General features: G+C 68.2%; 13 protein-coding genes. All 13 read left to right on the top strand.

Going from position 1 to position 11,916, the window contains the following annotated elements:
- Positions 1-342 precede the first annotated feature (342 nt).
- The 13 genes from JAO81_RS01865 to JAO81_RS01805 all read left to right on the top strand — a co-directional run bounded on the left by JAO81_RS01865 (position 343) and on the right by JAO81_RS01805 (position 11,836).
- Entirely contained in the window at positions 343-1,476 is a 1,134-nt protein-coding gene (locus JAO81_RS01865) for an LCP family protein (protein ID WP_199545929.1), read from the top strand.
- A 159-nt stretch (positions 1,477-1,635) separates the two neighbouring features.
- Positions 1,636-1,857 carry a 50S ribosomal protein L31 gene (rpmE, locus tag JAO81_RS01860; RefSeq protein WP_199545928.1) on the top strand — a complete coding sequence of 74 codons (222 nt, stop codon included), beginning with the start codon at positions 1,636-1,638 and terminating at the stop codon, positions 1,855-1,857.
- A gap of 101 nt (positions 1,858-1,958) precedes the next feature.
- Positions 1,959-3,038 (top strand): peptide chain release factor 1, encoded by a 1,080-nt coding sequence (gene prfA, locus JAO81_RS01855; protein WP_199545927.1) that lies wholly within the window; start codon positions 1,959-1,961, stop codon positions 3,036-3,038.
- A gap of 90 nt (positions 3,039-3,128) precedes the next feature.
- The gene (gene prmC / locus JAO81_RS01850) at positions 3,129-3,974 is read left to right on the top strand and encodes a peptide chain release factor N(5)-glutamine methyltransferase (RefSeq protein WP_165331962.1); all 846 of its coding nucleotides are present in this window, start codon (positions 3,129-3,131) and stop codon (positions 3,972-3,974) included.
- Positions 3,975-4,029: 55 nt separating this feature from the next.
- Positions 4,030-4,677 (top strand): L-threonylcarbamoyladenylate synthase, encoded by a 648-nt coding sequence (locus JAO81_RS01845; RefSeq protein ID WP_165331961.1) that lies wholly within the window; start codon positions 4,030-4,032, stop codon positions 4,675-4,677.
- Complete coding sequence (locus tag JAO81_RS01840; protein ID WP_199545926.1) at positions 4,674-5,351, top strand: protein-tyrosine-phosphatase; 678 nt, start codon at positions 4,674-4,676, stop codon at positions 5,349-5,351. The genes JAO81_RS01845 and JAO81_RS01840 overlap by 4 nt, the downstream gene beginning before the upstream one ends.
- A gap of 260 nt (positions 5,352-5,611) precedes the next feature.
- Complete coding sequence (glyA, locus tag JAO81_RS01835; protein ID WP_199545925.1) at positions 5,612-6,877, top strand: serine hydroxymethyltransferase; 1,266 nt, start codon at positions 5,612-5,614, stop codon at positions 6,875-6,877.
- Between the two features lie 129 nt (positions 6,878-7,006).
- Positions 7,007-8,317: an MraY family glycosyltransferase gene (locus tag JAO81_RS01830; RefSeq protein ID WP_199545924.1), complete on the top strand. Its 1,311-nt coding sequence runs from the start codon at positions 7,007-7,009 to the stop codon at positions 8,315-8,317.
- A gap of 296 nt (positions 8,318-8,613) precedes the next feature.
- Positions 8,614-9,051 (top strand): hypothetical protein, encoded by a 438-nt coding sequence (locus JAO81_RS01825; protein ID WP_199545923.1) that lies wholly within the window; start codon positions 8,614-8,616, stop codon positions 9,049-9,051.
- A gap of 273 nt (positions 9,052-9,324) precedes the next feature.
- Positions 9,325-10,095, top strand: a complete 771-nt coding sequence (gene atpB / locus JAO81_RS01820) for a F0F1 ATP synthase subunit A (RefSeq protein ID WP_165331972.1) — start codon at positions 9,325-9,327, stop codon at positions 10,093-10,095.
- 75 nt (positions 10,096-10,170) lie between these two features.
- Positions 10,171-10,416, top strand: a complete 246-nt coding sequence (gene atpE / locus JAO81_RS01815; RefSeq protein WP_052579491.1) for an ATP synthase F0 subunit C — start codon at positions 10,171-10,173, stop codon at positions 10,414-10,416.
- Positions 10,417-10,457: 41 nt separating this feature from the next.
- Positions 10,458-11,018, top strand: coding sequence for a F0F1 ATP synthase subunit B (locus JAO81_RS01810; protein WP_199545922.1), 561 nt, complete (start codon positions 10,458-10,460; stop codon positions 11,016-11,018).
- The gene (locus JAO81_RS01805; RefSeq protein ID WP_199545921.1) at positions 11,015-11,836 is read left to right on the top strand and encodes a F0F1 ATP synthase subunit delta; all 822 of its coding nucleotides are present in this window, start codon (positions 11,015-11,017) and stop codon (positions 11,834-11,836) included. Before JAO81_RS01810 ends, JAO81_RS01805 begins: the two co-directional genes overlap by 4 nt.
- Positions 11,837-11,916: the final 80 nt, after the last annotated feature.

The following is an 11,916-nucleotide window of genomic DNA, read 5'->3' as shown; positions in this document are numbered from 1 at the left end:
ACCCCGCCCCCCCGCCCGCCCCCCGCCCCCCCCGCCCCGCCCGGTGGCGGGGGCGCCGGTGTGCGTACGGGCGGGACTTCGGTCCTTCGTACCGATCGCGGGGAGGTCACACCGCGAGACCTTCGCCACAGAATCCGCCCCCGCTAGTCCTTTCGGCCGGCTGTGGGAAACTGGATGAAATAGCAGGTGAACGCAGGTTTTCCGGACAGGGATGCGGGAACTCGGCCTTGAGTCCCGGCATAGCCTGTTCACGGCTCGCTCTTAAGAACCTCTTATGACCCTGTGCAACCCTTTTTGCGGACACGACGTCTGACAAATGGCGGACCGAGGACTGAGGAGCACATGCCCGACGCGAGCGACACCACCCCCGAGAACGCCGGACCGGCCAGCGGTCGACGCGGCGCCAAGGGGCGTCGGCGCAAGCCCCGCAGCACCCGCCGCAAAGCCCTGGTGATCACCGCCTGGACCGCGGCGGGCGTCGTCGTGCTCGGCGGCGCCGGGCTCGGCTACCTCTATTACAAGTTCAACGGGAATCTGCACGGCGTCGACATCAATGCGGCGCTCGGCACCGACCGCCCCGAGGACGTCGACAACGGCTCGATGGACATTCTCGTCCTCGGCTCGGACTCCCGCGCCGGTGACAACGCGAAGTACGGCGGCGGCGACGGCGAGAGCGCCCGTTCGGACACGGCGATGATCCTGCACGTGTACGAGGGCCACAAGAAGGCGAGCATCGTCTCCATCCCCAGGGACACCCTCGTCACCCGGCCCGCGTGCACGACGGACAACGGCGGCACCGACCCCGGCGGCCAGCGCAAGATGTTCAACGAGTCGTACTCGGTCGGCGGCCCGGCCTGCGCCGTGAAGACCGTCGAGTCCATGTCGGGCATCCGCATGGACCACTACGTCGAGGTCGACTTCTCCGGCTTCAAGAAGCTGATCAACACCCTCGGCGGTGTGGACATCACCACCACCAAGGCGATATCCGACCCCGACAGCCATCTGAACCTCCCCGCCGGCGCGCACACGCTCAACGGCGAGCAGGCGCTCGGCCTGGTCCGCACCCGGCATGCCGTCGGTGACGGCGGAGACCTGGGCCGAATACAGCTGCAGCAGGCCTTCATCAAGGCCCTGATCAACCAGATCAAGGACGTCGGGGTGTTCTCCAGCCCCAAGAAGCTGTACGACCTCGCGGACACCGCCACCAAGGCCACCACCGTCGACTCCGACCTCGACTCGGTGAACCGTCTGATCGGCTTCGCCAACGGGCTGAAGACGATCGACGCCAAGGACATGCACATGGTCACGATGCCGGTGATCTACGACCCGGCCGACCCGAACCGTGTGGTGCCGCTCGAGAAGCAGTCCCTGATGGTCTGGGACGCGCTCAAGGCCGACAAGCCCATCCCCGCCGCGGCCACCAAGGACTCGGCCGGCGACAAGGGCGATGCGGGCAGCTACGTGGACAGCAACTGACAGCTGGCTGACCAGCCAAAACGCTCCCGGGAATACCTGGGCCCCCGCCCCGGTTTTGGGAGATACGGCCAGTCCTGGCAAACTGGTACGTCGGCCCCGGTTCACGCATCCGCATCCCGCGTCTGCGACCCGGTGCCCTCCCGAAACTAGGAGACACCCTTGAAGCGCGACATCCACCCCGAGTACGTCGAGACCCAGGTCAGCTGCACCTGTGGCGCGTCGTTCACCACGCACAGCACGATCTCGTCCGGCACCATCCGTGCCGAGGTCTGCTCCGAGTGCCACCCGTTCTACACGGGCAAGCAGAAGATCCTCGACACCGGTGGCCGTGTGGCCCGCTTCGAGGCCCGCTTCGGCAAGGCCGGCTCCGCCAACAAGTAGCGAGCCCCAGCGCCGGTCCTCGGTCGCTCCCCCGTGGGGGCGACCGGGGCCGGCGTTTTTCTCGCTCAGCCCACTTTCCGCACGAAAACAGGAGCCCGGAGATGTTCGAGGCGGTCGAGGACCTCATCGGCGAGCACGCCGATCTGGAGAAGAAGCTCGCCGACCCGTCGGTGCACGCGGACCAGGCCAACGCGCGCAAGCTCAACAAGCGCTATGCCGAGCTGACGCCGATCGTGGGCACCTACCGCTCCTGGAAGCAGCTGGGCGAGGACATCGAGACCGCGAAGGAGTTCGTGGCCGACGACCCGGACTTCGCGGCCGAGGTCAAGGATCTGACGCAGCAGCGCGAGGAGACCACCGAGAAGCTGCGCCTTCTCCTGGTCCCGCGCGACCCGTCCGACGACAAGGACGTGCTCCTGGAGATCAAGGCCGGTGCGGGCGGCGACGAGTCCGCGCTGTTCGCCGGCGATCTCCTGCGCATGTATCTGCGGTACGCGGAGCGGGTGGGCTGGAAGACCGAGATCATCGACTCCACGGAGTCCGAGCTCGGGGGCTACAAGGACGTCCAGGTCGCGGTGAAGACCAAGGGCGGCAACGGTGCGACCGAGCCCGGCCAGGGCGTCTGGGCGCGGCTGAAGTACGAGGGCGGGGTGCACCGCGTGCAGCGCGTGCCCGCGACCGAGTCCCAGGGCCGTATCCACACCTCCGCGGCCGGTGTGCTCGTCACGCCCGAGGCAGAGGAGGTCGACGTCGAGATCAACATGAACGATCTGCGGATCGACGTGTACCGCTCGTCGGGCCCCGGCGGCCAGTCCGTCAACACCACCGACTCCGCCGTCCGCATCACGCATGTCCCCACCGGCGTGGTCGCTTCCTGCCAGAACGAGAAGAGCCAGCTCCAGAACAAGGAGCAGGCCATGCGTATCCTGCGCTCCAGGCTGCTCGCCGCCGCGCAGGAGGAGGCCGAGTCCAAGGCGGCGGACGCCCGCCGCAGCCAGGTCCGCACCGTGGACCGCTCCGAGAAGATCCGTACGTACAACTTCCCGGAGAACCGGATCTCCGACCATCGCGTGGGCTTCAAGGCGTACAACCTGGACCAGGTGCTCGACGGAGACCTCGACGCGATGATCCAGGCCTGTGTCGACGCGGACGCCGCGGCCAAGCTGGCCGACGCCTCGTAACGCGACGACGGACCAGACAGACGGCTCAGACCAGGCATACGGCTCATACGGCTTTCGCGATACGGCTGTGAATCCCAGGAAGGACGGCGCGTGAACCTTCTGCTCGCCGAGGTGGCCCAGGCCACCCAGCGGCTGGCCGACGCCGGTGTGCCCTCGCCGCGCTTCGACGCGGAAGAGCTCGCCGCGTATGTGCACGGCGTCAAGCGCGGAGAGCTGCACAACGTCAAGGACGGCGACTTCGACGCGCGCTACTGGGAGGTCATCTCCCGGCGCGAGGCCCGCGAACCGCTGCAGCACATCACCGGCCGCGCCTTCTTCCGCTACCTCGAACTGCAGGTCGGGCCAGGGGTGTTCGTGCCGCGGCCCGAGACGGAGTCCGTGGTCGGCTGGGCCATAGACGCGGTGCGCGCGATGGATGTGGTCGAGCCGCTGATCGTGGACCTGTGCACCGGCTCCGGCGCCATCGCGCTCGCCCTCGCGCAGGAGGTGCCGCGCTCGCGCGTGCACGCGGTCGAGCTGTCCGAGGACGCGCTCGTGTGGACCCGTAAGAACGTCGAGGGCTCCCGGGTCGATCTGCGCCAGGGCGACGCCCGTGACGCCTTCACGGACCTGGACGGCCAGGTCGATCTGGTGATCTCCAACCCGCCGTACATCCCGCTCACCGAATGGGAGTATGTGGCGCCCGAGGCACGGGACTACGATCCCGAACTCGCGCTCTTCTCCGGCGAGGACGGTCTCGACCTGATCCGCGGGATCGAGCGCACCGCACACCGGCTCCTGCGCCCGGGTGGTGTCGTCGTGATCGAGCACGCCGACACCCAGGGCGGCCAGGTGCCGTGGATCTTCACCGAGGAGCGGGGCTGGGCGGACGCGGCCGACCACCCCGACCTCAACAACCGGCCTCGCTTCGCCACCGCCCGCAAGGCGATGCCGTGATGACTGTTCCGCTGACATTCCTGCTGCGTACGTACGACGAAGGGGCTGGGGAGTAATGGCACGGCGATACGACACGAACGACGCGACCGACCGCGCCACCGGCCTGCGCGAGGCCGCCTCCGCCGTGCGCCGCGGCGAGCTCGTCGTGCTGCCCACCGACACCGTGTACGGCATCGGGGCGGACGCGTTCAGCTCCGAGGCCGTCGTCGATCTGCTCGCGGCCAAGGGGCGTGGCCGCAATATGCCCACGCCCGTCCTGATCGGCTCCCCGAACACCCTGCACGGCCTGGTCACCGACTTCTCGGAGAAGGCCTGGGAGCTCGTCGACGCGTTCTGGCCCGGCGCCCTGACCCTGGTCGCCAAGCACCAGCCGTCGCTGCAGTGGGACCTGGGCGACACCCGGGGCACCGTCGCGATCCGGATGCCGCTGCACCCGGTCGCCATCGAACTGCTCACCGAGGTCGGCCCGATGGCCGTCTCCTCCGCCAACCTCACCGGCCACCCCGCGCCCGAGGACTGCGACGCCGCGCAGGAGATGCTCGGCGACTCGGTCTCCGTGTACCTGGACGGCGGTCCGACGCCCGGCATCGTGCCCTCTTCGATCGTCGACGTGACCGGCAAGACGCCGGTGCTGCTGCGGGCCGGCGCGCTGAGCGCCGAAGAGCTGCGCAAGGTGGTACCCGACCTCGAGGTGGCGAATTGACGGCCCCTGAGGGGCGTGGCATAGCGGCTTCTTCGAGCTTCACGGGCTTTACGACCGTCGAAGGCCCTGCAGAAACCTTCCGCATCCTCCACGTCAGCACCGGCAACGTGTGCCGCTCGCCGATGACCGAGCGGCTGACGCGGCATGCCCTGACGCACCGGATCGGGCCCGAGGCCGCGGGCGGCCTGATCGTGGAGAGCGCGGGGACCTGGGGCCATGAAGGGGCCCCGATGGAGGCGAACGCGGCGACGGTGCTCGGTGAGTTCGGGGCGGACGCCTCGGGGTTCGTGGGGCGCGAGCTGCTCGACGAGCACGTCATCCGGGCCGACCTGGTGCTCACGGCCACGCGCGACCACCGCGCGCAGGTCATCTCGATGGGGCACTCCGCGGGCCTGCGGACCTTCACCCTGAAGGAGTTCACCCGTCTTGTACGGGCGATAGATCCGGCGACCCTGCCCGACCCTCTCGACGAAGGCGTGGTCGAACGCGCCCGTGCCCTGGTCCGCGCTGCCGCGGCTCTACGCGGGTGGCTTCTCGCCCCGTCCATCGAGGCGGACGAGGTGCACGACCCGTACGGGGCGCCGCTGACGTACTTCCGTTCGGTGGGCGACGAGATCAACCAGGCGCTCGAGCCCGTGGTGACGGCGCTCACGGGGCTGACGGCGCACGCCTGACGTACGCGGGGGCGGTCGTCCGATGCGGGCCGTGGCGCTCGTCCGACGTCGGCCGGGGCGCACGCCGGACGCAGGCAGTGGCGCACTCCTGATACCCGCCGAGGCGCGCTCCTGACACCGGCCGAGGCGCGCTCCTGACACCGGCCGATGCGCACACCGCCCGTGCGTCGACCACATGTCCGCAGACACCGCGCGAGCACCCGCGCCCGCCCCTACATTGGAAGTGCCGCCACACCCCACCCTCGGGCCCGGAGCCGCACATGTCGGTCACCACTGCAGCCAGCATCAGCGGATCGTCCACGGGGATCGACGCCCTGCGTCGGCAGGACCCCGAGCTCGCCGAGATCCTGCTCGCCGAACTCGAGCGCCAGAGCAGCGGGCTCCAGCTGATCGCCGCCGAGAACTTCACCTCGCCCGCCGTGCTCACCGCGCTCGGCTCACCGCTCGCCAACAAGTACGCGGAGGGCTATCCCGGCAACCGTCACCACGGCGGCTGCGAGCTGGTGGACGTCGCCGAACGGGTCGCCGTGGACCGGGCGAAGGCCCTGTTCGGCGCCGAGCACGCCAATGTGCAGCCCCACTCGGGCTCCTCGGCCGTCCTCGCCGCGTACGCCGCGCTCCTGCGTCCCGGCGACAAGGTGCTCGCCATGGGCCTGCCGCACGGCGGCCATCTGACCCACGGCTCGCCCGCCAACTTCTCCGGCCGCTGGTTCGACTTCATCGGCTACGGAGTGGACGAGGAGAGCGGACTGCTCGACCACGAGCGGGTCCGGGAGCTCGCCGTCACCCACAAGCCCAAGGCGATCGTCTGCGGTTCCATCTCGTATCCGCGCCACCTCGACTACGCGGCCTTCCGTGAGATCGCCGACGAGGTGGGCGCCTATCTGATCGCCGACGCCGCGCATCCCATCGGGCTCGTCGCCGGGGGAGCGGCGCCCAACCCCGTTCCGTACGCGGATGTCGTCTGTGCCACCACCCACAAGGTGCTGCGCGGCCCCCGCGGCGGCATGCTCCTGTGCGGCGAGGAGCTCGCCGAACGGGTGGACCGGGCGGTGTTCCCGTTCACGCAGGGCGGCGCCCAGATGCACACCATCGCCGCCAAGGCCGTCGCCTTCGGCGAGGCGGCGACACCGGCGTTCACCGCGTACGCCCATCAGGTGGTCGCCAACGCCCGGGTGCTCGCCGACTGCCTGGCCGCCGAAGGCTTCGCGATCACCACCGGCGGCACGGACACCCACCTCGTGATTGCAGATCCGACCCCGCTCGGCTTCGACGCCAAAGAAGCCCGGGGGCTGCTCGCCGGCGCGGGCGTCGTCCTCGACACATGTGCGCTGCCTCACGGTGAGGTACGCGGTCTGCGCCTGGGCACGGCGGCCGTCACCACGCAGGGCATGGGCGAGGTGGAGATGGCGCGGATCGCCGGGTTCTTCGGGGCCGCGCTGCGCGGAACGCAGGAGCCGCAGGGCCGGACCGTACGCGAAGAAGTGCGGGAATTGGTGCGGAGGTTTCCGCCCTACACCGGCTAGTACGGGGTAGACGCGGGGCCAGACACAGTCAAGCGTGCAACCATCGTCGCTACCCGAAAGTCCCCAACCGTATGCCACCGAAGCTAGGGTGTGGGGCTGAGATGGCCAGCGATACCTGTGGGGAAGCCCGTGCGTGAATATTTGCTGACGCTCTGCGTCACGGCCGCGGTGACCTATCTGCTGACCGGGCCGGTGCGGAAGTTCGCCATCGTCGCCGGGGCGATGCCCGAGATCCGTGCGCGCGACGTGCACCGCGAACCGACACCGCGGCTCGGCGGTATCGCCATGTTCTTCGGACTGTGCGCGGGCCTGCTGGTCGCCGACCATCTGGAGAACCTCAACGAGGTCTTCGAGAACTCCAACGAACCCAGGGCCCTGCTCTCCGGTGCGGCCCTGATCTGGCTGGTCGGTGTCCTCGACGACAAGTTCGAGATCGACGCACTGATCAAGCTGGGCGCCCAGATGATCGCGGCGGGCGTGATGGTCATGCAGGGTCTGACGATCCTGTGGCTGCCCATCCCCGGCATCGGCTCGGTCTCACTGACCCAGTGGCAGGGCACGCTCCTCACGGTCGCCCTGGTCGTGATCACCATCAACGCCGTCAACTTCGTGGACGGCCTCGACGGACTCGCGGCCGGCATGGTCTGCATCGCGGCCACCGCGTTCTTCATGTACGCGTACCGGATGTGGTACGGCTACGGCATCGAGGCCGCCGCACCCGCCACGCTCTTCGCCGCGATCCTCATGGGCATGTGTCTGGGCTTCCTGCCGCACAACATGCATCCCGCACGGATCTTCATGGGGGACTCGGGCTCGATGCTCATCGGCCTCGTCCTCGCCGGCGGTGCGATCTCCATCACCGGCCAGGTCGACCCGGACGCCCTGAAGGTGTTCGCGGGCTCCGAGCGCGCGGCCGTGCACCAGACGGTGCCCGTCTACATCCCGCTCCTGCTGCCACTCACGATCATCGCGGTGCCGATGGCCGACCTCGTCCTCGCGATCGTCCGGCGCACATGGAACGGCCAGTCGCCGTTCGCCGCCGACCGCGGGCATCTGCACCACCGGCTCCTGGAGATCGGACATTCGCACAGCCGCGCGGTGCTGATCATGTACTTCTGGTCGGCCCTGATCGCCTTCGGTGCGGTCCTTTACTCCGTTCACTCGGCGTCCATGTGGATTGTCCTGGCGATCGTGGCACTGAGCGCGGTCGGTCTCGTGCTGCTCCTGCTGCCGCGCTTCACGCCGAGGACGCCCAGCTGGGCCGAGGCCTTCGTACCGCCGCGCTACCGCCGCCGCAGGGCCGGTTCCGTCGTGTACGAGAGCGAACGGCCGGCCGGCGAGGAGGAGCAGCCGACGCCCGTGGCGGCAGGTGTGGGCCGGGTCAACGGGGCGACGGCGGTGGGCGGCCGGAGCCGCTTCAAGGACCGCCTGCACACGTAGGGAATCCCACACAGCGGCCTCAGAAGTCACAGCAAAACGGTCATGGAAAACTGCGCAATAGCAGACATTGAACCCAAAGTCCCGCCCAGACGCGCGCGTTACCTCTCATGTGTGACGGCCAGCACACTTCGCAGGTAAAGACCTCATCAAATAGTTTGTGATACGGTTCACGAGATCCCGGGGTAGAGCCGAAAGACCGTAGTGCGACGGTCTGTTGGCCAGAAGCTCGATCGTTGCCCGGGTCTACGCTCGACCATGACGACACTCGTCCCCAGCAAGTAAGCGGAGCTGCCGCCATGCCGTCTCTCGACGCACGCATCCTCCTGCCCATCGCCCTTCCAACCGCCGCCGCCGGTGCAGTCACCGCGGTCGTCGGTGGAGTGATCGATGGTGGTACGGGGGCACTTGGCGGTGTCATCGGCGCGCTTGTGGTGATCGTCTTCATGGGCGCCGGAATTCTCGGCCTGCAGTACACGGCCAAACACTGGCCAAGTCTGTTCCAGGCGATGGGTCTTGCGCTCTATGTGACGCTGCTGCTTGTGCTGTTCGTCTTCGTGGCGGTCTTCAAGGACACCACGGCGTTCAACCCCAAGGTCTTCGCGGCCGCCATCATCGTCTGCACCCTCACCTGGGTCGTGGCGATGGCTTTCGCGCACAAGAAGGCCAAGATCTTCTACATCGACCCCGGGCACTCCGATGCCTCGAAGGGCGAGAAGACGGGCTCTTCCTCGTGAGGGGTAGGGCCGGGATAAAGACCCGTCGCAGACCCTGCTATCGTCCGGTGCCAACTGCGGCACTGCGGGCGCGGGCACTTGAGCTGACGCCTGTTCCATCGCGAGGCTCAACGCCTGATTGCCGCCCCCACATCCGAAACACCAGTCCGGTGCCGACTCGCGGCTGCGCGCCGCGCCGACACAACGAGGTTGCCGTACCTATGCGTCACGCCGAAGGAGCCCGCGGTGAGTGCTGATCAGACCCAGCTCGCCTTCGACTGGAGCTGTCGGATCATGGCCGACAACGGCTGTGGCTTCCCGGCGCCGGGCCTCCACTCGTTCCTCTTCAAGCCGATCTTCACGATCGGCGGGTTCGAGTTCAACAAGATCATGCTGCTGGCGCTGCTCAGCACGCTCGTGGTCGTCACTTTCTTCACTCTTGCCTTCGGCAAGGCGAAGGTGGTCCCCGGCAAGCTTCAGCTGCTCGGCGAGATGGGTTACGACTTCGTCCGCCGCGGCATCGTGTACGAGACCCTCGGCAAGAAGGAGGGCGAGCGCTTCGTCCCTCTGATGGTCTCGCTGTTCTTCTTCATCTGGATCATGAACATCTGGTCGGTGATCCCGCTGGCCCAGTTCCCGGTCGCGGCGAGCATCGCGTATCCGGCGGTCCTCGCGGCCATCGTGTATCTGGTGTGGGTCCCGCTGACCTTCAAGCGCCACGGGTTCGTGGGCGGTTGGAAGAACGTCACCGGTTACGACCCGTCACTCGGCCCGATCAAGTGGCTGGTCTCGTTCATCGAGTTCTTCTCGAACCTGCTTGTGCGTCCGTTCACGCACGCGGTCCGACTCTTCGCCAACATGTTCGCCGGCCACCTGATGCTGGTGATGTTCACCGTCGCCTCCTGGTACCTCCTGAACAGCTGGCTCATCCCCGCCGCCGGTGTCTCGTTCATCATGACCATGGGGATGATCGTTTTCGAGCTTTTCGTGCAGGCCGTCCAGGCGTACGTCTTCGTGCTCCTCGCCTGCTCGTACATCCAGGGCGCCGTCTCCGAACACCACTGAGCCAGCCCCGCCACAACCCCCTAAGCGCCCGGTGGCCAACCCCCACCGGTCCATGAAAGAGAAGGAAGTAACGGCATGTCCGCGACTCTCGAGCTCGCCGCCCTCACCGGTGACATCAAGGCCCTCGGCTCCATCGGCTACGGCCTCGCGGCCATCGGCCCCGGTGTCGGCGTCGGCATCGTGTTCGGTAAGGGCACCGAGGCCCTGGCCCGTCAGCCCGAAGCTGCCGGCCTGATCCGTGCCAACCAGATCCTTGGTTTCGCCTTCTGTGAGGCGCTTGCCCTCATCGGCATCGTCATGCCGTTCGTCTACGGCTCCTGATCGCCTGAGACGAACAGCCCCACCCGACGAAAGGCACTGATGTGATCGCCACCCTTGTGCAGCTGGCTGCGGAAGGCGGGCACGCGGAGGAGCAGAACCCGCTCATCCCGCCCGGCCCCGAGCTGCTGGTCGGCACCATCGCCTTCGCCATCGTGTTCTTCTTCTTCTGGAAGAAGCTCCTTCCGAACATCAACAAGGTTCTGGAAGAGCGCCACGAGAAGATCGAAGGCGGCATTGAGAACGCCGAGGCCATGCAGGCCGAGGCCCAGTCCGTTCTCGAGCAGTACAAGGCCCAGCTGGCCGAGGCCCGTCACGAGGCCGCGCGGCTGCGCCAGGAGGCGCAGGAGCAGGGCGCCCAGCTCATCGCCGAGATGCGGCTGGAAGGCCAGCGGCAGCGCGAGGAAATCGTCGCCGCCGGTCACGCCCAGATCGAGGCCGACCGCAAGGCCGCCTCGTCCGCGCTGCGTCAGGACGTCGGCACCCTTGCCACGACCCTGGCCGGCAAGCTCGTCGGCGAGTCCCTCGACGACCACGCTCGGCAGAGCCGCGTGATCGACCGCTTCCTCGACGAGCTCGAGGAGAAGGCAGAGGCGACTCGATGACTGCGCACGGAGCCAGCCGCGAGGCACTGGCCGCCGGACGCGAGCGTCTCGACGCACTGACCGACAACACCTCGGTCGACGCGGCGAAGCTCGCGGACGAGCTGGCCTCGGTCACCGCGCTGCTCGACCGCGAGGTCTCGCTGCGTCGGGTCCTGACCGACCCGGCGCAGTCCGGTGAGGCCAAGGCCCAGCTCGCCGAGCGTCTGCTCGGCGGCCAGGTGAGCGGTGAGACCGCCGACCTGGTGGCGGGTCTCGTGCGGTCCCGCTGGTCGGCCCCCCGCGACCTGGTCGACGGGCTCGAGGAGCTCGCCGCCACCGCGGACCTGACCGCTGCGCAGAAGAACGGCACGCTCGACAGCGTCGAGGACGAGCTGTTCCGGTTCGGCCGGATCGTCTCCTCGAGCACCGAGCTGCGTGCGGCCCTCACGGACCGCGCGGCGGTGAAGGCGGCCAAGACCGAACTCCTTCACAGCCTGCTCGGCGGCCGTGCGGAGCCGGTCACGGAGCGTCTCGTCACGCGCCTGGTGACCGCGCCCCGTGGACGTAGCCTTGAAGGGGGCCTCGAGTCCCTCTCGAAGCTCGCCGCGGAGCGTCGTAGCCGCATGGTCGCTGTCGTCACCTCGGCGGTGCCGCTGTCCGACGCGCAGAAGCAGCGTCTGGGCGGTGCCCTCGCCAAGCTGTACGGCCGTGAGATGCACCTCAACCTCGACGTGGACCCCACGGTCCTCGGCGGGATCCGGGTGCAGGTCGGCGACGAGGTCATCAACGGTTCGATCGCGGACCGTATCGATGACGCCGCTCGCCGTGTGACCGGCTGACGCCCCACCAACTCAACACGTAATACCGACGGCCCGGTTGGGCCGTGCAGAGGATTCACCTCTTTGTGGGGGGAGTCCGA

The organism is Streptomyces sp. N35 (genome assembly GCF_016464295.1).
Taxonomy (GTDB): domain Bacteria; phylum Actinomycetota; class Actinomycetes; order Streptomycetales; family Streptomycetaceae; genus Streptomyces.
Note: the sequence above shows the minus strand (reverse complement) of the source record. Positions and strands in the feature narration are given on the sequence as shown.